The sequence below is a fragment of the Parabacteroides bouchesdurhonensis genome (assembly GCF_900186615.1).
Classification (GTDB): domain Bacteria; phylum Bacteroidota; class Bacteroidia; order Bacteroidales; family Tannerellaceae; genus Parabacteroides; species Parabacteroides bouchesdurhonensis.
In genome coordinates, this window is sequence record NZ_LT896588.1 from 381406 (window position 1) to 401814 (window position 20409).

19 protein-coding genes and 2 pseudogenes are annotated in these 20409 nt (G+C 43.4%); 13 read left to right on the top strand and 8 right to left on the bottom strand.

Annotated elements, in window-relative coordinates:
* Window positions 1-29: 29 nt before the first annotated feature.
* The 5 genes from C1721_RS01730 to C1721_RS01750 all read right to left on the bottom strand — a co-directional run bounded on the left by C1721_RS01730 (window position 30) and on the right by C1721_RS01750 (window position 6216).
* Window positions 30-1088: an iron-containing alcohol dehydrogenase gene (locus C1721_RS01730; protein WP_234347250.1), complete on the bottom strand. Its 1059-nt coding sequence runs from the start codon at window positions 1086-1088 to the stop codon at window positions 30-32.
* Window positions 1085-2998, bottom strand: coding sequence for an alpha/beta hydrolase-fold protein (locus C1721_RS01735; protein WP_102406592.1), 1914 nt, complete (start codon window positions 2996-2998; stop codon window positions 1085-1087). Before C1721_RS01735 ends, C1721_RS01730 begins: the two co-directional genes overlap by 4 nt.
* Before the next feature lie 13 nt (window positions 2999-3011).
* On the bottom strand, window positions 3012-4130 hold the full coding sequence (locus C1721_RS01740) for a cupin domain-containing carboxymuconolactone decarboxylase family protein (protein ID WP_102406594.1): 1119 nt from the start codon (window positions 4128-4130) through the stop codon (window positions 3012-3014).
* Window positions 4131-4141: 11 nt separating this feature from the next.
* The gene (locus C1721_RS01745; protein ID WP_102409191.1) at window positions 4142-5185 is read right to left on the bottom strand and encodes an alpha/beta hydrolase; all 1044 of its coding nucleotides are present in this window, start codon (window positions 5183-5185) and stop codon (window positions 4142-4144) included.
* 224 nt (window positions 5186-5409) lie between these two features.
* Window positions 5410-6216 (bottom strand): AraC family transcriptional regulator, encoded by an 807-nt coding sequence (locus tag C1721_RS01750; protein WP_102406596.1) that lies wholly within the window; start codon window positions 6214-6216, stop codon window positions 5410-5412.
* 239 nt (window positions 6217-6455) lie between these two features.
* Here C1721_RS01750 and C1721_RS01760 point away from each other — a divergent pair, with 239 nt between their 5' ends.
* The 9 genes and pseudogenes from C1721_RS01760 to C1721_RS01805 all read left to right on the top strand — a co-directional run bounded on the left by C1721_RS01760 (window position 6456) and on the right by C1721_RS01805 (window position 13584).
* On the top strand, window positions 6456-7466 hold the full coding sequence (locus C1721_RS01760) for an aldo/keto reductase (RefSeq protein ID WP_102406600.1): 1011 nt from the start codon (window positions 6456-6458) through the stop codon (window positions 7464-7466).
* Between the two features lie 36 nt (window positions 7467-7502).
* Window positions 7503-7697, top strand: a complete 195-nt coding sequence (locus C1721_RS01765; RefSeq protein ID WP_199830390.1) for a Sec-independent protein translocase subunit TatA/TatB — start codon at window positions 7503-7505, stop codon at window positions 7695-7697.
* Window positions 7698-7701: 4 nt separating this feature from the next.
* Window positions 7702-8505: pseudogene (gene tatC, locus C1721_RS01770) on the top strand (twin-arginine translocase subunit TatC).
* 70 nt (window positions 8506-8575) lie between these two features.
* On the top strand, window positions 8576-9370 hold the full coding sequence (locus tag C1721_RS01775; protein WP_199830423.1) for a hypothetical protein: 795 nt from the start codon (window positions 8576-8578) through the stop codon (window positions 9368-9370).
* Between the two features lie 491 nt (window positions 9371-9861).
* Window positions 9862-10062: a helix-turn-helix domain-containing protein gene (locus tag C1721_RS01785; protein WP_102406608.1), complete on the top strand. Its 201-nt coding sequence runs from the start codon at window positions 9862-9864 to the stop codon at window positions 10060-10062.
* Between the two features lie 171 nt (window positions 10063-10233).
* A complete protein-coding gene (locus C1721_RS01790) occupies window positions 10234-11700 on the top strand; it encodes a GNAT family N-acetyltransferase (RefSeq protein WP_102406610.1) in 1467 nt (488 codons plus the stop codon).
* Window positions 11690-12106, top strand: a complete 417-nt coding sequence (locus C1721_RS01795; RefSeq protein WP_102406612.1) for an ASCH domain-containing protein — start codon at window positions 11690-11692, stop codon at window positions 12104-12106. The genes C1721_RS01790 and C1721_RS01795 overlap by 11 nt, the downstream gene beginning before the upstream one ends.
* Before the next feature lie 7 nt (window positions 12107-12113).
* A complete protein-coding gene (locus C1721_RS01800) occupies window positions 12114-13241 on the top strand; it encodes a Fic family protein (RefSeq protein WP_102406614.1) in 1128 nt (375 codons plus the stop codon).
* A 40-nt stretch (window positions 13242-13281) separates the two neighbouring features.
* Window positions 13282-13584 (top strand): AlbA family DNA-binding domain-containing protein, encoded by a 303-nt coding sequence (locus tag C1721_RS01805; protein WP_102406616.1) that lies wholly within the window; start codon window positions 13282-13284, stop codon window positions 13582-13584.
* Window positions 13585-13589: 5 nt separating this feature from the next.
* On the opposite strand, the pseudogene C1721_RS01810 reads toward C1721_RS01805, so the two are convergent.
* A pseudogene (locus tag C1721_RS01810) lies at window positions 13590-13957 on the bottom strand (response regulator transcription factor); the annotation flags it as partial.
* Between the two features lie 172 nt (window positions 13958-14129).
* Window positions 14130-14933: a phospholipase A gene (locus C1721_RS01815; RefSeq protein WP_420872727.1), complete on the bottom strand. Its 804-nt coding sequence runs from the start codon at window positions 14931-14933 to the stop codon at window positions 14130-14132.
* A 187-nt stretch (window positions 14934-15120) separates the two neighbouring features.
* Here C1721_RS01815 and C1721_RS01820 point away from each other — a divergent pair, with 187 nt between their 5' ends.
* Window positions 15121-16914 (top strand): MutS family DNA mismatch repair protein, encoded by a 1794-nt coding sequence (locus C1721_RS01820; RefSeq protein WP_102406621.1) that lies wholly within the window; start codon window positions 15121-15123, stop codon window positions 16912-16914.
* Between the two features lie 85 nt (window positions 16915-16999).
* On the opposite strand, the gene C1721_RS01825 is transcribed toward C1721_RS01820, so the two are convergent.
* Complete coding sequence (locus C1721_RS01825) at window positions 17000-17794, bottom strand: M48 family metallopeptidase (RefSeq protein WP_102406624.1); 795 nt, start codon at window positions 17792-17794, stop codon at window positions 17000-17002.
* Window positions 17795-18046: 252 nt separating this feature from the next.
* On the opposite strand from C1721_RS01825, the gene C1721_RS01830 reads away from it, so the two are divergent.
* From C1721_RS01830 to C1721_RS01840, 3 genes are read left to right on the top strand one after another with little or no spacing between them, the layout of a single operon-like run.
* Window positions 18047-18490: an arginine repressor gene (locus C1721_RS01830; RefSeq protein ID WP_102406626.1), complete on the top strand. Its 444-nt coding sequence runs from the start codon at window positions 18047-18049 to the stop codon at window positions 18488-18490.
* A gap of 55 nt (window positions 18491-18545) precedes the next feature.
* Complete coding sequence (locus C1721_RS01835) at window positions 18546-19115, top strand: GNAT family N-acetyltransferase (protein WP_102406628.1); 570 nt, start codon at window positions 18546-18548, stop codon at window positions 19113-19115.
* A gap of 20 nt (window positions 19116-19135) precedes the next feature.
* The gene (locus C1721_RS01840; RefSeq protein ID WP_102406630.1) at window positions 19136-20335 is read left to right on the top strand and encodes an argininosuccinate synthase; all 1200 of its coding nucleotides are present in this window, start codon (window positions 19136-19138) and stop codon (window positions 20333-20335) included.
* Window positions 20336-20409: the final 74 nt, after the last annotated feature.

Here is a 20409-nt window from a genome sequence, read left to right on the forward strand (position 1 = left end):
GGGTTAAAGTGTTCATGATTTCAAATATCTCATCTTTGGACAGTTCCGTTTGGCATGTCATCGACCTGCTTGCGGCTGATTTCCCTCTCGTAGCGCATCTCCACTCCAAAATCAGAAAACAGTCCGATTAGTTTCCGAGTGGATTCCTCTATGGACGAATCGAAGCCGAATGCGTCGGCGTAATATTTTCTGATATCTTCGGCATGATGCTTTCCCATAACCTTGAGAAATAAGGGGAATACGGAGGTCAGGCTTCTCCGATACGAACCTCCGAAGAGTTTTTCGGGCAGGAATTCCAGTTCATAAATGTCGTATGCGAAATTTTCTTCTTTGCCGATACCGATTCTGGATGAAGTAGAAAGGGAAGTTCCCAGCATGATTATTCCTCTCGCATTGAGGTCATCGGGATTGTTCTGCAACGTTTTTGTCGCTTCGAGGACATTTCTGATATACGAGATTCCGGCATCGTATGACATTCTGTTCTTGTCACCAAGCACACACGCCGAAAGTTGCACTAGTGTGACAAGACCTGTATAGGTTGTCATTTCTTTGTCCAGCGTCAAGGAGTAGCGTGGACAAAGTATCGCATAATCGGCCGGAATACCGTATGCCGTGCCGAAATCTCCGTTACTGGAATCGACGGTCACCGCTCCGAGACCGTTCTCGGAACCGCTTGAAGGATAAGTGGGAATGAGCGCAAGCGGGAGCCGTTTCAAACCATAGGATGGTTTCCCTTTCACGTAGTCCCAGAGGTCGGACTCATGATAGAAACCGAAAGCCATCAGTTTGGCACTGTCCATTACGCTTGCCCCGCCTGCGCCGATAATCATCGTCACTTCATTTGTTTTGGCAAACCGGATACCTTGCTCTATTTTCTCAAACTCCCTTGATGAGCCTCCGTACTCTATGAAAGGAATGCCGGAATCAACCAAAGTCCGGGTAATGTCCTCGTGGCAGCCGTTTTGTTTTATGGAACCGCTGCCATAAACCAGCATGACCTTATGGTCTTTGGTGATTTCCGAAACAGTCTCCCGGATGTCATTACGGAAGAAGAGTTTCGTGTCGTTTCTGAAATTAAAATCTCTCATATTTTTATATTAAGTTGATATTCGGGGCAATGTCTTTGCCGATTGCCGGACTGAGACTCCCAAAAGCGAACCGCGTCCGACAGCCATCCTTGGGCGACCGTTCCCGTCCCCAAACCGAAGCCGTGCGGAAGGCCGTCATAGGCATGAAACTTTGTCGGAATACCGAGAGCAGAGAGGTTTTGCAAGCGGCTTTGCATGGTGCGCCATGAGGCGATGCCGTCGTTCGTGCCTGCGCAGGCATAGGTGGCTCCGTCTTGCTGACTGACTGCGGTATAGCCCGTATATTGCATGATGACGGCTGATGCCTGCGGGATGTCCGAACGTCCGGTCAGTTGGCGGAGGTAGCCGGCATTTCCGAGTGTGGCCGCCATACGGGCTCCGGCAGAACCGCCCCACAGAGAATAGCCGTCAGAGGGTACTCCCAATTCTTCGGCATGGTCGTGGATAAAAGCGATGGCACGTGCCAGGTCTTCGTATGCGTTGTCAGGCCGGTAAATGAGTGCGAAAGCATTGTAACCCAGTTTTGACAGTTCAAGGGCATGAGGAAAACTGTCGTGCATGGCACCGACGTATGCAAATCCGCCACCCGCATTGCAGATGGCGAAAGGAGCAGCGGATTTTCCACGGAAGAAGAACAGTCCCGTATTGCGTTTTTGCGGGTCGGCCTGTTTGTCGGCTTCAGTGTAGATGTCAAGGAAAACCGTTCCTGCGTGCGATTTCATGTAGTTGCAGATTTCGACGGTCATGTCCGGGTCGATATTGTTATACCAGGTCAGGCGTAACTGTTCTAGTGTCTCACCGCTCCAATAGCTTTCATTTACCGGAAAGATAAGTCTTCCGCAACCGTTGAATGCCGGGTCATCCATTACATCAACAATACGGCTTGTCCGGCTGAAAGCCTGCTGTCCTCCACCTTCCTTCGGGAAGAAGAACGGCAGGGCATTATATACAAATTCCATAGTGGCATTGAAATCGTGATAGCCTTCCTCTTTCTGGTGATAGGAGAAATTGTGGGGCGTGAAGACATCGGTGAGCTGCATGCAGGCCATCGCCAGATTGTGGGTTTGGTAGAAACGCGAATCCTGTGTTCCCACGGCGTGCCAGACATGGAAACCGTTGTCGCTTCCGAAAGGGGACGCGCTGACTACGGAGGCCAGGAATTGTGCGGTCTGTTCAGGCGCATTCTGCCCTCCGAAAGTAGATACGTGCCAACTGTCGCCGCTCATCGGTAGGAAGTAGCGTTGCAGATCGAAGCAATGTTCAAAGATATACCATGTTGTGACGCTTCCCAGCGAGAAACCGCCGAAAGCCCGATGGTCACGCGATGCAACGATGCCGGCTCTGTCCGTTGTCTCGGCGTATGTGGAAAAACGGCTTTCCACGGCCGGAATCAAATCATTCTCATATTCATTGTGGAACACGGCGATTTCCTCACACGATTCACCCCAATCTTTCGCCCGGTTATCTTTGTCCCATGTCGGAGATACGACAATAACCGGTTTACAATCGCCCTGCTGAATCATCCAGTCGATTATGTTTTTCTGCCTGCCTCCGGCGGCTTCGAATGTGTTTTCTGCCGTGCCGGTCCATCCGTGCATCAGATAAATGATATCATATTGTTGTGTTTCGTCGTACCCGTAAGGCAAGTACACATACGCTGGTTTTGTTGTCACCAGACGGTCGGAACGGGTGTAATCTTTCGATTCGTACTCGATTCTTACCACTTGGCCACGTTCTGTTGCCGCCGAAAAATAGGTATTGGGAACGGCTGTTGTCATCCGGATCTGGAACTCGTCATTAACGGTAGTTCCGTTTTCATCGTTCTTTTCCGGAAACTCCGGCTTATCCGTGCAGGCGGACAACCCTAAAGTAGCCGCCATCATAATAGCCAAATAAGTCATTATTCTCATGGTTCCAATAATATTATTTTGTAGTCAGGTTTTCCAAAACAGTGCGTAACGGTTTGGCAGACTTGTTTCCGAGATTGTTTTCCACAATGTCGAGCAAGGCGGATAGTTGTTCTTTTGTTACGCCAAGGTGGATGCAGATACCCATGTGTCCGTATGCCATCGGCTCAACGTTGCCCACTCCGGCGAGAAATGAGACAGTGGCGAGTTCTCGTTCCTGATAACTGAGCAAGTCACGTTCGAAGATGTCGGCAAACAGATGTTCTTTCAGGAACCGGTCTATGGTCGGGGCGAAAGCACCGTACCCGGTCTTTGGATGTGCTGAATTTACACCGGAGAGCGTTTCGAGAATGATAGTGCCACGGTCATATTTGTCTCCGGCATTTTTGACAGGCGATGCTTCGCGCCCCACGTTGTCCGTAATGCCTTGCATCTTGCGTTCGTCGAGCACTTTCATAAAGGTCTGGATGGCACGAAGGCTGCGGGGAAAACCACAATAGGCGTATGCCTGAACAAGGATTTCCTTGATTTCATTTACGGTCATCCCGGCTTCCAAACCCTGTACGAGAGCTTGCGGCAGATGTTCAAGGTCGCCATGTCCCGTATAGGAACCGATAGCGACGATGGCCTGCTGACGTTCATCGAGCGACACGATTGGTTTTATGCTTTGGCTGACTGCTTCACGGTAGTCGTCTTCGCCCACCGGTTCCAGCCATACCGACCGGTTGTCGCCGCTATTGGGCCTGACAGCAATGTGAGCGAACCATGAATCTGGTGCGGCCCCATGCCAGTGAACGACGTTCGGGGCTATTTCTACGATGTCGCCGGGAAACAGCCGCCGGGCAGGTTTACCTTTCTCTTGATAATAACCGATACCGGCCGATGCCACCAGCACTTGTCCGCCCGTATGGTAGTGCCACGAGTTGATGCAGGACGGTACGAATGTGACGTTGCTGGCGGGCAGGTTCAAACTGTCGTTTGTACTGACGGGAGCCAGCCATACATCTCCCGTGAAGTTCGGGGTGGACGGTAATTTTTGTCCCAGCGGATAGGGCTGTCTGAAATTTTCTATATTCTGTGCCATTGCCATCGTGGTAATCAACACGGCGAATGCCGCAATTATCATTTTTTTCATATTCGTTCCTGTTAAAGTTTGCTGTTGAAAAATTCTACGAGGCGTGCCTGTTCCTGTTCCACGTATTCGGGCACGTAGTACGTCTGTATGTGGGTGGTTCCGGGAACGATGAACAGGCTCTTGTCGATTGTTCCCGTTGCTTTTTGCATTGCCTCGTCCGTCATGTACCGAGAGTCGGCTTTTTCTCCGACAATCATGAATAGCGGTTGGTCGATAAGTGCCATACGGTCTGTGGCATCCCATGCCATCAAGTCGAGCATATTGCTCAAAGGGGCGGAAGAGCCGTTGTTCGGATGGGCATATTTCGATGTGGTGTAATAGAAGACACCTTCACGGTAAAGGTCGAACGGCATGGCTTTCAGCTCATCTTCGGTCGGCTGCTTCTGTTGGGGCGGATAGACGGTCACACCGGTTTCCGCTTCCTGTTGGCGGGCGGCCGATGCTTGACGCAACCGTTCCGGAATGGTACTGACCTGTGAATCGCAATATCCGTTGCGGCGTACCCGTCCCGTGTTGAACATGCTCAACACCGCTACTGCTTTAATGCGTTTGTCACTTTGTGCTGCCGCTACCGTATAACCGCCACCTCCGCAAATGCCGAAAGCTCCGATACGTTCTTTGTCCACACCGGGAAATTGTAATATGTAGTCTATCATGCCGTGTATGTCGCCGATGCGGTTGACAGGTTTGTCCGTCCCACGGGGGCGACCGCCGCTCTGTCCTTGATAGCGGGCATCGCAGGCGATGGCGATGTAACCGGCCTCGGATAGTTTCTGAGCGAACATTCCGCTTACCTGTTCTTTCACGCCGCCGTTGGGATGTGATACCACCACAGCGGCATATCGTTTCGCCGTGTCGTATCCGGCAGGCAGATAAACATTGGCTGATACCGTTATGCCGTCCACATCGTATGTGACGGGAAGCAACTGCACGGCATCGGTTGCGTTCTCCATGATGGCGTTGTCATATACCATTCCCCAGGGGTTCACTCTTTCTTGTGCCATTCCTGTTGTCATGGTCAGCAGTGCGACGGCTGTCATTAGAATCTTCTTCATAAGGATTATTTCTTTATTATGATTCAACTTATGTTTCCGATTGCAAAGTTCGCAATAATGCTGTTTGGGGATATTACAATAATTACCGCAAGAAATTCCTTTTTTGCGGTTTGTTCAATTTCGGACTGAGAAGTCACAAAAAATATCGTTTACGATTTGTAAACGATATGATTACAGAATCCAGAAGTGGAAACAGTCCGGATTTATAGTGTGTCGAATGTGATTTATCCTCTGTATTCCGTCGGGTTTACCCCCAGATGTTGCTGGACGTAACGACTGAAATAGGCTGGCGAAGAGAAGCCGAACATATCGGATATGCGGACAAAAGTAAGAGACTTGTCGCGCAATAGGCGGGAAATATCGAGTGTGGTGTAACGGTTTATCCAATAATTGGCCGCATAGCCGCTGACTTTCTTGGAAACTTCCGAGAGGTATTTGGAGGTGACACAGAGGCAATCGGCGTAATAGGTTACTTCACGGTGTTCGCGGTAGGTTCCGTTTTCCAGCATATTGAGGAAACGAGACATGATGGAAGCGTTCTGGACGGAAACATTGTCTTCGCCATAAAGGTGAGAGTGGAAATCGAAGAAGTCGAGTATCATCATTTGCGTCGATGCGATAAGCATATCGCGATGGAAATGATGATCCGCATGGCATAACCGGTATTCCACCATTTCAAAATCCTGCCGACACAACTCCTGCTGTTCGGTCGTCAGGCGCATAATGGGATTGAGAAACAGGGAGAGCTGTCCTTTCATGCCGTAGTTGTTTTGCGGCGTACTCAGTACAATGAATCCGGACGTGATATAAATCACTTTTACCTGAAAGTCTTCCGAGGGGCGAATCCATTCCACCAGTTTTCCTTTACGCACAATCATCAGGTCGCCTGCGTGCAGTTCGCGTTCCTGTCCGTTGTATCCCAGCCGACACGTTCCGGACAGGCAAAGGGCATGTGCCAGATAATCGCTGTAGGTATCCGTACCCAGCCCTTCGAGCGTGTCTTTTATTATGATATTTTCTGTTTCCGCCATATTCTTTCTTTTTATACTTGCCTGCAAAGATACGAATTATCAATCAAGTAGTGAATTTTTCCGGCAAGAATCATATTGCCTTTTTTACGGATATTTTCGAAGTATGAACTGCATAAGTGTAAAAACCGAAATAAATGTATTTTCATCCGTAATTCTTGTAAAGCCGGTTCGGGAGTGGCATCGTACTTTTGCATTGTCGCAAATCGAGATAATTGTAATAACGCTTTAATATCATAAATATGTATTACAGAAATTTAGGACTCAGCGGATTAAGGGTGTCCGCTGTCGGACTTGGATGTATGGGCATGAGTCATGCCTACGGAGCACCTGCGGATAAGCATGAGATGACCGGGTTGTTGGCCGATGCCGTGGAGATGGGCTATACTTTTTTCGATACCGCAGAATCGTATGGTACGGCGCAAAACCCGCATGACAACGAGGTTTTGCTGGGAAAAGCCTTGAAACCTTTCCGCGACCGAATCGTGATTGCCACCAAATTCGGCATCTCTTTCGAGAATCCGGAAGCACCGGGAACTCATACGGTCCTGACGGATTCCCGTCCGGAGGTAATACGCCGTTCTGTGGAAGGTTCGCTTCGCCGCTTACAGACCGACCATATCGACCTTTACTATCAGCATAGAATGGATTCTCGGGTAGAGCCGGAAGTGGTGGCTTCTGTTATGGCTGAATTGATAAAAGAAGGTAAAATCCTGCATTGGGGTATCTCGGAACCGAGTGAGGAGTATCTGCGCCGGGCACATAGAGTATGTCCGGTAGCGGCCATACAGAACCGTTTGTCGATGATGGCACGCTGGCACGAGTCGTTGTTTCCGACGCTTGATGAATTGGGCATCGGTTTCGTTGCGTTCTCTCCGCTTGCCAACGGTCTGCTCACGGAATGTTATTCGGCAGGTAGCCATTTCGATGCTGCAACCGATTACCGCGCTTCCATGCCCCAGTTCAGGCAAGAGAGCTTTGAACGGAATCGGGCTTTGTTTGCCCTGCTCGACCGTCTGGCTGAAGAAAACCACGCCACTCCGTCACAGGTGGCCTTGGCGTGGATGATGGGCAAGCGTCCGTGGATAGTTCCCATTCCGGGAACCCGAAAGCTATCCCGCCTGAAAGAAAATATCGGGGCGACCGATATTCAGTTGTCGATAGAGGAGATCCGAAAAATAGATGAGCTTCTCGACAATATGGATATGAGCGATGTATTCGGCGGTTCACCGGTCAAGTCATCCGGGAATTAACGATATTTCAACAAAACCAAATTAACAATGAACATTATGATGACACCATTATTTATCAGCGGTCTGGGTATGCAGGAAGTGCTGCTGATCGCATTGGTCGTGCTGCTGTTCTTCGGTGGCAAGAAGATTCCCAAACTGATGAAAGGTCTCGGCAAGGGAGTACGTTCGTTCAAGGAGGGGATGAACAATATGGAAAAAGAAATAGAGGAAGAACCGGTGAAAAAAGAATAAGCGGATGGCGGCTGATACGGACAAACAATCTTTCTGGGAGCACCTCGACGTGCTGCGTGCAGCCATCGTGAAGAGCCTGCTCGTAGCCGTAGTATTCGGCGTGGCGGCATTCTGTTTCAAGGAGGAACTGTTTGCCGTTATCCTCGCACCCAAAGATGCCAATTTTATTACTTACCGGCTGCTCTATTCACTCAGTAGCCTGGTGACGGAGGCCGGCGCACCGGATTTTCTCGTGAAGCTCATCAACACGGGACTGGCCGAGCAGTTCATCATTCACATGAAAACCGCATTATGTGCCGGTATCCTGTGTGCATCGCCATACATCCTCTACCAGTTGTTCCGGTTTGTGTCACCTGCCTTGTACGTCAATGAGCGGAAGTATGTGGTACGGGTGGTCGAAGGCGGCTATGCTATGTTCGCCTTGAGTGTGGCCGTCAGCTACTTTCTGATTTTCCCGCTGACGTTTCGTTTCTTGGGAACCTATCAGGTCAGCGGTGAAGTGGAAAACATGATTGCCTTGCAATCCTATATTTCCACGCTGATGACCATGTCGCTGGCAATGGGACTTGTTTTCGAGATACCGATTCTCTCATGACTGTTTGCTAAATTGGGACTGCTATCGGCCGGTTTCATGCGCAAATACCGCAAACACGCTATCGTGGCTATTCTTATGGTAGCCGCCATTATCACACCGACCTCTGATGTCTTCACGCTGTCGCTGGTTGCATTGCCGATGTGGTTGCTGTATGAGGTAAGTATTCTTATCGTAAATAAAACAACACACAAAGACATTCGGACAGAGAAATGATATTCTCCAAAACCTCTCTTAAATGACTACTAAAATGAATTTAACAATTAAATAAACTCATAAACAAGTAATTCAACATGAAAGAACAAATCAAAAAGTCTTCTCTTTTTTTGAAGGGAAGCAACACCAGCCCCACTTTGCTACTGAACAGGATGTAGCAGAAGAACTATTTGAGTTACTCTCCGAGGCGAGAGAACTCTATCTCCAAAATGTGATTGCGGATGGCAAGCGGTACAACCGCTATGTGGATGACTTCATAAACAGTCACCGGTACATAAACTGCGATAATGCAGTTTGCCGGAACTGCCACGAAATGAACATCCACATCGTCAAAGGGCTGCTGACAGAATGCACCCACTTTATCCATCCTCTTTTTACAGCATCAGATTTCTCCTTCGAGGAGTGCATGGTGTTGCGAAGGCAGTATGACAGGTCGGAGCCGTTGCCGACACCAATCGTGCATCGTACCGCTAAGGTGGCAGATGCCCCACCGCTTTCTTTCGGCTGTAATTTCACTCAAGAACAGATGACAGGTATTGTGTCTTGTGCCAATACTTATCATCTGTTTTGCGTTTCTATGCTCCGCATCGAGGATATGGGAGCTCTCTTTTCCTGCAAGGAGGGCTTTCATATCCGGGTGAACAACCTCCGCCATGTGGTTGTCCTTTTCGATGCACTTCTCGAAAACTCGTTCATCCAATCCCGCTGGCAGTCCGTTCTCGACAAAGGACGGTTCTTGCAATCCAAGAACGGCAGACGGTTTATTACCGCTTCCAATCTCTCGTCCGCGCTTTCCACTGTCAGAAAAAATATGACATCGGTCGCCTACGAAATAAAAAGAGTCATCAAGGAACTGAAACTATAAAGCAGGAATCTCTCGCAAAAGGGGAAAGCACTATGTTTGGTCAATCCGTACATAGTGTTTTGTATGTCTTCTGAAACCCGGAATTTCACTTTCGAATAGTGTCTTGCCATACTTGGATGTATCTACTCTCCAGATTGTTCACGCAAATAAATGCTACCTGATATGATTCTAAAAAAGGGAAAAAGTTGTATAATTGAGATTATTATATTCCTATTTCGATATAAGAACTTTGCCATTCATGGAAAACAAATTGGCGTGTCTGTTGTCCACGAAATTCCTTTCGGGGGAGCCCAATACCCCGACAGACAAATGTCTGTCGGCAGATATACAATGTTAGCAAGCATATTTATAGTATTATTTGTACAATATTGAATGACTAAAATCAGCGATTCTCAATAAACTCTAATCATGATAATAATACCTATTGGTTTTTATCTTTTTATTGCATAAGATTTTATATCTTTGCGTCGGAAATATTGAAAACATTAAAGATGGACAAGCCCAAAAATCGAATAAAAGAAGTGTTGGAAGAGAAAGGCATCAAGCAAACTTGGTTGGCGGAAAAACTCGGAAAAAGTTTTTGCATCGTCAATTCTTATGTCTGTAACAGACGTCAGCCGAGTTTAGATGTATTGTTCGAAATAGCAAACATCTTACAAGTTAATCCGAAAGATTTAATCAGCAGTAAATAAGCCCAAACATATGAAATGATACGAAATTCTCAAAAGCTCCGAATATAGTCTTGATCTGTTCAATCGTCTTAATGATTATCGGTTTTTGGTTGGCTTTAAAAGTCGGTAAAGATAAAAACGAAGAACACAACCAATAAAATATTCCATTAGTTCACCCAAATAATATTCCTGATGAATATATTATTAGACACAAATATCATTATCCCATTGGAAGATACGAGTAGGATTCTTGACACTTCCTTTGCCGAACTGCGTAAATTATCTGCAGAACAGCAACATTGTCTATATATTCATCCGATACAGTTTGAAGATATCAACCGAGACAAGAATCAAGAAAGACAGAAAATCGTATTATCTCGATTAAGACAATATTCGCAAATAGAGAATCCTCCCATTCTTTCCGTTCAGGAGTGCTACGAGCTTGGTTTGTCACAATCTAATGACAACGACAAGGTAGACAATAATGTATTGTTCGCCTTATATCGTGGAGCCGTACATCTTCTTGTTACAAATGATGAAGGCATACACAAAAAAGCTTTACGGATTGGCTTGCAGGATAAGGTATATCGGTTAGAACAATTCTTGTTATTACTCCGGCGATATACGACTGTCCCGTTTTCTTTCGATTACACTGGTGTAAAAGAACGTTTTTTATATGAAATAAACAAGAATCAACCTTTTTTCGAATCCTTGCGTCAATCATACGCTGGATTCGATCAATGGTTTCAGAAATGTGCTACAGATAAGCGAAAATGCTGGTGTATCGAAAACAGAGACGGTAATGTTGCCGCAATCTGTATTTACAAACACGAACAGGACACTCGACTAACCGATAACGGGGAGATTATTCCCGGACGGATCTTGAAACTTTGTACTTTCAAGGTTGACACAATGGCTCGTGGGAAAAAATTAGGCGAGCGACTTTTGTATATCGCATTCGATTATTGTGTAAAAAACAAGTTGGATTGGGTATATCTACATACGTTCGGAGAAGAACAGAAAACACTTGTAGGACTTTGTTTAGATTATGGCTTTTATTGCCTCGGTAAATATAAACAAGATGATGTTTATATCAAGCCAATGAAATTAATGGATGATAATTGCGGTAGTTTGGATTCTTTGATAAGGTATTATCCCTACTTCAGGGATAATGAATCCGTTCAAAAATTTATTATTCCTATTCAGCCGCAATATCATGAAGATTTGTTCCCGGACTTCAGTAGCATGAAAGGCTCTTTATTCGAGAAGGATCAATCGTTATATTCTTGTCAAGGAAATACGATCAAAAAAGCGTATTTGTGTCATTCCAAAATAAAAACGATTCGTAAAGGGGATATCATCCTGTTTTACCGAAGCAAAGACCGGAAATCCATACAATGTATGGGAATCGTCGAAGATGTTCTATTTTCAGAAAATATCAACGAAGTATTTCCTACCATTGCCAAAAGAACCGTCTACAGTTATTCAGATTTACTTAAAATTCTGGAGAAAAAGACGTTAGTAATACTTTTCCGGTATATCGCTCTTGATAAAGAAATATCCTATCAACAGATTGCTAAGGCCAAAGTTGAAGGATATATCCAAAGTATTAGAAAAATTGATAATCAACAATATTCAGCATTGATACATGAGAACTGAAACGATCATATTATCCATTCATCCAAGTCATATTGAAAAAATACTATCTGGGGAGAAGCTATACGAATATCGCAAGCGCATTCCTACGGATATACGACATATTGTTGTATATGCAACTGCGCCTATCAAAATGATTGTCGCCTTGATTGAGATAGATTCAATTTTAAAGGGAACGCCAGAATGCGTATGGGAAAAAACCAAAAGGCACGCCGGTGTCTCGAAGGATTTTTTCATGCTTTATTTTGCCGACCATCAAGATTCTTATGCTATCAAATTTAAGACGGTTTTCAAATTAGAGACGCCGAAATCTTTAATGTGCTTGGGTAATAATATTGCTGCTCCACAATCTTATACATACCTCACAGAGACAACAGAGGAATTGTGTAATAAATTAGGACTAAAGTGATTGAGCTATGATAAACTTCGACGAATACATCCGCCAAGACGAACCGCAAAAACGGGAGAAAGGCTATGCGTGGCAGACTGCAATCGGCTTGCAGGCCGTCGATGGACTTAAGCCATCCCACTATCTGATTGAAATCGCCCGAAAAGATATTGAGGGCGAAATTACGATTGACGAAGCAGAACAGCTCATAAAAAGCTACTACCAGTCGAAAGAAGCACGCATTCCCGAAAATGCGGAAATGCATGAGGCAGATACGGCATCGACCAACATTCGTAGGCTTCTTACCGAAAAAACATTTGCGTTTACGCTTGTCGGACTGACATCGATTCATCGTCGGATATTCGATGGTGTATTCAAGTTTGCCGGTCAAATACGCGATTACAACATCACGAAAAAGGAATGGGTACTTCGTGGAGATACAGTGCTCTATGTTTCTGCGCCCGATCTTCGCAAAGCGATTGAATACGACTTGGAACAAGAACGCCAGTTCGACTATTCCAAAGTGGACAGGAATGGATTAGTGAACCACATAGCCAAGTTTGTGTCGGGACTATGGCAAATCCATCCGTTCGGCGAGGGAAATACCCGAACAACTGCCGTGTTCACGATTCTCTATCTACGTTCTATGGGCTTTGATGTGACAAACGACCTATTCGCCAAACACTCGTGGTATTTCCGTAATGCACTGGTACGCGCCAACTACCAAAACGTGCAAAAAGGCATTATGCGCAATTCCGAATACTTGGAACGATTTTTCCGCAATCTGTTATTGGGCGAAAATAACGAGCTGCGGAATCGGTATATGGTCGTAAATGCGCCGAAAGAATTGATTACAGAGCAAGCACAATATGATAACCGTACAAGTACCGAACAACCTACCGTACAAGTAACCGAACAAGTTCTCGCTTTGTTGTCCGCCTTGTCAAACGAACAATTATCGCTGAAAGGATTAATGGAGAAAGTCGGTTTGAAGCATCGCCCGACTTTTATAGAAAACTACATAAATCCTGCTATCGAGACTGGTATTCTCAAGATTCTATATCCCGATAAACCCAATCATCCAAGGCAAAAATATTTGCTGACAGCAAAAGGGCTGGCTTTATATAATGATCTAAAGATAAAACATTCTATCTAATAGTTAGTCAATCGCAATTATATTACATTTACTAAAAGACATGAACTTATTTGATAAAGAGATATATACCTTTGCCGACATTCAATATTTAATCGATAATGGGGTTGAAGAATCTATACACCTCGATTTCAAGGCTGCAGGTGCTCTTGCAAAAGATGATAAAAAGAAAAACGAGATAGCCAAAGATGTGTCGGCATTTGCCAATTCCGACGGGGGAGTAATTGTTTACGGAATAAGCGAGATTGAGCATAAGGCAGATTCATATTCGTTTGTGGATGGTGATGTTTTTACCAAAGAATGGTTGGAGCAAATCATAAATTCCAACATTTTCCAGGGTTCTTGAGGATATTCCTGACCATTACGTTTTAGCAGCACAGAAACACGCGCAAGCAGTTCGCGAAAATCGAACGGTTTTACCATATAATCGTCTGCTCCGGCATCAAACTCTTCCAGCTTGTCATCTGTACTTCCTAATGCAGTAAGCATCAGAATAGGAATCTTGGCATTTACTTGCCGGATTTCTTTACAAAGTTCAAATCCACCCATTCTAGGCAAGATTATATCTGAAATCACTAAATCAAAAGAATGTTGAAAAAAGAGTCGCAAGCCAACTGCCCCATCACTGCAACAATAACCTTATAACCACTTTCTTCTAAACCAGTCTGCAACAATTCTGCCACGCGCTGTTCATCCTCAATTACCAGTATTTGATTCATCTATAATTTTTTTTAAAGCCGATGTGAAATTAAGAAATAGTTTCACTATTAACATCATAGCTGATACTATTTTAAAGAATTTTCCCATAAAAAGCACAAGAAACAATTCATCTTCTGTGCTTTAATATTACTCTTTTCTATTTTCACAAATATACTTTAAAATGAATTTCAACTAATAGATACTAAAATTCTGAGGTTTGATAACAATGCCTACGCGTAACATACTGTGGAATTTATTATAATCCAACAACCCTTCACCATATCCATTATAATATTGCAGGAATAAATATTGGTTTTCATTATTATTGAATTTATAGCTCAGCTCTACTTGCGTATTAAAACTAAGCCATGTTTTGCGTTTCATCAACACGATACCACAATTAAAACGTTTGTTGTCCGTACGATAATTGGCTGCCACCTGAAAAATACCTTTATACTTCAATAAGTCCTTATTATTTTTCCCATCCACAATAGGAATCCAAGTACTGAACTGTGCCTCCCAATTTTTATTTAGAACAATAGCGGCCGCAAACGTTACTTTATTCCAACTACGTGAAGCCGTACTATCCTTTCCATTCGATTCGTGTTCCAGCATCAAATATCCTTTCCCTATATACTTATTTTTATGGATTATAAGATGACCAAGCCCAATCCCGGGATTAAAATTCAAATCCTTCATAGGCAAAGATTCCTGAAAAACATTCCAAAAAGCCTTTTGAGTGTATTGCAAAAACAAATATGTATCAAATGGCAATTTACTCTTTGTCAGCCGTTGCGAAATGCTTAACTGGAATTTTACATCCGAATTGGCAGCCGTAGGTTTATGTCCTATTGTTGTTCCTCCAATAAAATAGTTATCTTTAAACAACGTAAAATAAGGCATCTTATCCAGTTCAGTTCGCACACTGTCTGCATTATAGACCTCTCCTACAGCAACTTTACTCAAGATTTGTGCCGAAGTGATCTGACAAATCATAAAAAGGAGCAATGCTCCTGCTACTTTCTTCATGTCTTTGTTTTTCCAATATTTTTAAAAACATGCACAAATATAGATGAATCTAACAGAAGACATATGGCATAAATAGCACGAATAATCGTCTTTTCATCATCATTCTATTTATAGAAACCAAAATAATTATAGTTAGTTCACTATCTTTGCATACATGGAAGAAATATACAACTATTATAAAGAAAATATAGAAGCCTATACCAAACAGGTCAGCGGGCTACGAAAAAAAATACATCTTATCGGCAGCATCCGTTTAGCATTAGCACTTGGCGCCATTGTAACACTTTGGCTTCTATGGGAACATAGCTGGCTATTCATTTTAAGCATACTATTTCTATATGCAGTTCCTTTTGCCATCCTTATGCTTTATCACAGCAAATTGTTTAATCGCAAAACTTATGCAGAGTCTTTAATTCAATTAAATACAGATGAATTAAAAGGATTGGATTATGATTTCAGCGCTTTTGACGGTGCAGAGGATAAAAGCGCTGGCGAACACGACTTTAGTTTGGACCTTGACTTATTCGGACAGCGTTCATTATTTCAATCCATCAACAGGACCGTCACCCTATTTGGACGGGAATTGCTCGCCAATTGGTTTATGAACCCGTTGACCAATAAAGACAGCATATTGAAACGTCAGGAGGCTGTTAAAGAACTTGCCCCACAATCCTTATTAAGACAGCATTTCTATGTAACCGGAATCCAACAGAAAGGCAGCAAGAGCGATTTGAATATGCTTGTGTCTCTGACAAATGAGGAAACGATATTTGCCAATAGTTTTTTGTGGAAAGTTCTCATATGGATTATTCCTGCGTTATGGATACTCATCATCATTGGTTGCGCATTCAATTTGGTGAGCTATTCTGTCCCCGGTATCTACCTTATAATATGTTTGTTCATTGCCTATTTCAGAGGCAAACAAGTCAACGATTTATATAATTCGGTGGATAAGATGAACAAAATACTCTCCGTGTACTCCGAATTAATGAAAAGTATCGAAGGTGACCAATTCCAGTCGGCAGAACTTGTTTCCATAAGTAACGAGTTAAGCTCCGGGAAAAAGACCGCGTCACAGGCTATAAAGCAACTTTCCTTATATATAGGAGGTTTGGATCAACGTTTCAGTGCAGCCGGAATCATCCTCAATTTATTTTACCTGCGTGACACACGACATGCTATTTTACTGGAAAAATGGAAATTGGAACATGCAGACGACGTGCCTCGCTGGATCAATGCGTTAGCCCATTTCGACGCACTCTGTTCATTAGGTAATTTTAGTTTCAACCATCCGGATTACATTTATCCGGACATTGCCGATACTTATTTTTGTATGGAAGGCAAAGCACTCGGTCATCCTCTATTAAACAGAAATGTGTGCGTAAAAAATGACATTGATATAGAAAGAAGCCCTTGGTTCTTGATTATTACCGGAGCAAACATGGCCGGCAAAAGTACGTATCTGAGAACAATTGGCGTCAATTATTTATTAGCATGTGTAGGAGCTCCGGCTTATGCTAAATCCCTGGTTGTCTATCCTGCAAAAATGGTCACCAGCCTGCGTACCTCCGATTCATTGGTCAGCAACGAATCCTATTTTTTTGCAGAACTAAAAAGACTAAAAATGATTATCGACCGACTGCAACAAGGAGAAAAGCTATTCATTATACTGGATGAAATACTGAAAGGGACCAATTCTATTGATAAACAAAAAGGATCTATTGCCCTGATGAAACAACTTGTATCATATAAAGCATGCGGCATCATTGCCACGCACGACCTGGTATTGGGAACATTGGAAAATGAATTTCCGGAGCAGATAAAAAACTATCGTTTTGAAGCCGACATAAAAGATGATGAATTGTCTTTTTCTTATCAATTACGTGAAGGCATTGCCGAAAATATGAATGCTTGTTTTCTAATGAAGAAAATGGGAATTACAATATAGAAAAAAAGTTCCATTCGGAAGAAATTCCAATTTCTCTCGAAAGAAATCAAATTTTCTTCCGAATGGAACAAAAAACGGTCTGCGATTATTTCTTTCCATATTTTGCCTTTATCTCCGGCAATTCTTTCTGAATATTAGCAATACGGGTTGCATCACTGGGATGAGTGCTCATAAATTCCGGTGTTGAGCCATTTTTTCCTGCAGACATTTTCTGCCAAAAATTAACAGCTACATCCGGATTATAGCCAGCCATCGTCATAAAAACCAAACCCATATAATCCGCTTCCGATTCATGCTTGCGGGAAAAAGGAAGCATCACTCCATACTGAGCCCCTACTCCATAAACAGTATTTGCCGCTTGCTGCACAGCTGCGCTTTTATTACTTACAGCAACACTCAGAAGAGCTGCTCCATACTGGGACATCAATTGCTGGCTCATCCGTTCATTACTATGCTTTGCAACGGCATGCGCTACTTCGTGCCCGAGAACAACAGCCAACTCGTCATCCGAAGATACCAAAGGCAACAATCCTTCATATACAACAATTTTCCCACCGGGCATGCAGAAGGCATTCACCTGAGGATCATTCACCAGATTGAACTCCCAATTAAAATTACCCACTTCATTCGCCATGCCGTTTGCCTTTAAATAGGCTTCTGTAGCTGCCGCTATTTTCTTACCCACGCGGATTACCATGTCACTCTTTACCTTATCCGTTGACTTCTTGGCCGTCTTAATATAATCATTGTATTGTGTCAGACTTGACGACAAAACTTCCTGATCCGATACTAGCAGTACTTGTTTACGGCCGGTTAAAGGAACACTGGAACAACTTGCAAGGATCAACAATACACCTAATAAATATGCAATCTTTTTCATAACTCCTATTTTTCTCTTTCAAACGCAAAAATAATACAACTTTATAATGATAGAACAAACAATCCGGATGTTTAGATTTATTTTAAATCATCCCGATCATTTTTTTAATTCATCGAGATGATTTAGAAAAAACATCGGGATGAATTTAAAAAACATCTCGATGAATAAATTATATCAAAATAAATAGTCGCAAATGTATATTTATTCAATTATACTCTTTATATTTGCAACCTGTTTGCATAAATATACAATATGAGTACTAAAAAAGAACGATTGGACGCTATCTGCCGCATTATAGAAACGGAAGCTATAGGTAATCAGGAAGAACTGCTTAAAGCATTAACTGCTAGCGGTTTTTCTACTACCCAAGCAACGCTTTCACGCGACATTAAGCAACTGAAAGTGGTGAAGGTACACGACGGAGACGGGAACTATGTATATCGTTTACCCAACTATGCGGTATTTATGCAATCTGAACAAGGACAGGGAGCAAGTCATCCGAATATTGAGTTCTCAGGCAATCTGGCCGTTGTAAAAACGCGTCCGGGTTATGCAATGGGAATAGCTTCGGATATCGACACGCATGCTCCCCGTGAAATACTTGGTACTATTGCCGGAGATGATACGATACTGATTATTCCACGTGAAGGCATCAGCCGCGACAGGATCGTAAAGGCTTTATCGAATTTTATATAATATATTAATGTATAGGCAAAACTTGAATTAAGAAGATTAAGAACAAACAAATACAATGGAACAAGAAACAGAAATTGACGTTATGGTAGCTGATGCTTCACACGAAGTATATGTAGATACCATCCTCGAAACAATTGAAGCTGCTGCTAAAGTTCGCGGAACCGGAATTGCCAAGCGTACACACGAATATGTAGCACAAAAGATGAAGGAAGGTAAAGCTATAATTGCACTTGCAGGAGATGAATTTGCAGGTTTCAGCTATATTGAATCATGGGGTAACAAGCAATACGTGGCCACTTCGGGACTTATCGTTGTAGAAAAATTTCGAGGTTTAGGTTTGGCAAAACGCATTAAAGACGCTTCCTTTGCACTAGCACGTTTACGATGGCCGAAAGCAAAAATATTCAGTTTAACCTCCGGTGCAGCTGTTATGAAAATGAATACAGCGCTTGGCTATGTTCCGGTTACTTTTAACGAACTGACCGACGACGAAGCTTTCTGGCATGGATGCGAAGGTTGCATCAACCATCACATATTGGTGGAAAAGAACCGGAAATTCTGTATTTGTACAGCCATGCTTTACGATCCGGAGCAGCATAAAGATGATTCAGAACATAAGAAATAATAATAAAACAAGATAAGAAGATGAAGAAGAAAGTAGTAGTAGCATTTAGTGGCGGTCTTGATACCTCTTTCACTGTAATGTATCTGGCTAAGGAAAAAGGTTACGAGGTATATGCCGCTTGTGCCAACACAGGTGGTTTCAGTGACGAACAACTAAAGCAAAATGAAGAAAATGCTTATAAACTGGGAGCTACAAAATACGTAACAATTGACGTAACAAAGGAATACTACGAAAAAAGCTTGAAATATATGGTATTCGGAAATGTTCTGCGTAACGGGACATATCCTATTTCCGTTAGCTCGGAACGTATTTTCCAGGCTTTGGCAATCGCGCGCTATGCAAACGAAATTGGCGCAGACGCTATTGCCCACGGATCAACAGGTGCCGGAAATGACCAGATTCGCTTCGATATGACATTCCTTGTGTTAGCTCCAAATGTAGAAATCATCACTCTGACCCGTGACATGGCATTAAGCCGCGACTACGAAATCAGCTATCTGAAAGAACATGGCTTTGAAGCAGACTTCACTAAATTGAAATACTCATACAACGTTGGATTATGGGGCACTTCCATTTGTGGTGGAGAAATTCTGGATTCCGCACAAGGATTACCGGAAAGCGCTTATCTGAAACAGGTGGAAAAAACAGGTAGTGAGCAACTGCGCATCGAGTTCAAGAAGGGAGAAATCTATGCTGTAAACGGTGAAGTTTTTGATGATAAAATCAAAGCAATTCAAAAAGTAGAAGAAATTGGTGCCGCTTACGGAATAGGCCGCGATATGCATGTGGGCGACACGATTATCGGCATCAAAGGGCGTGTTGGTTTTGAAGCAGCTGCTCCAATGCTGATTATAGGAGCGCATCGTTTCCTTGAGAAATATACGTTAAGCAAATGGCAACAATATTGGAAAGATCAGGTTGCAAACTGGTACGGCATGTTTTTGCATGAAAGCCAGTATCTGGAACCGGTTATGCGTGATATTGAAGCCATGTTGCAGGAATCTCAGCGTAATGTGAACGGAACTGCTATTCTTGAGCTTCGTCCGTTATCATTCTCCACTGTTGGTGTCGAGTCTGACGATGATTTGGTAAAAACCAAATTTGGCGAATATGGAGAAATGCAAAAAGGTTGGACAGCCGAAGATGCAAAAGGTTTCATCAAGGTAACATCTACTCCTTTGCGTGTTTATTATACAAACCACAAAGACGAAGAGATTTAATAATTATCCAATATGCAAATGTGCTAATATGCCAATAAAAGACAATATTAGTATTTACATTAGCATATCAGCAA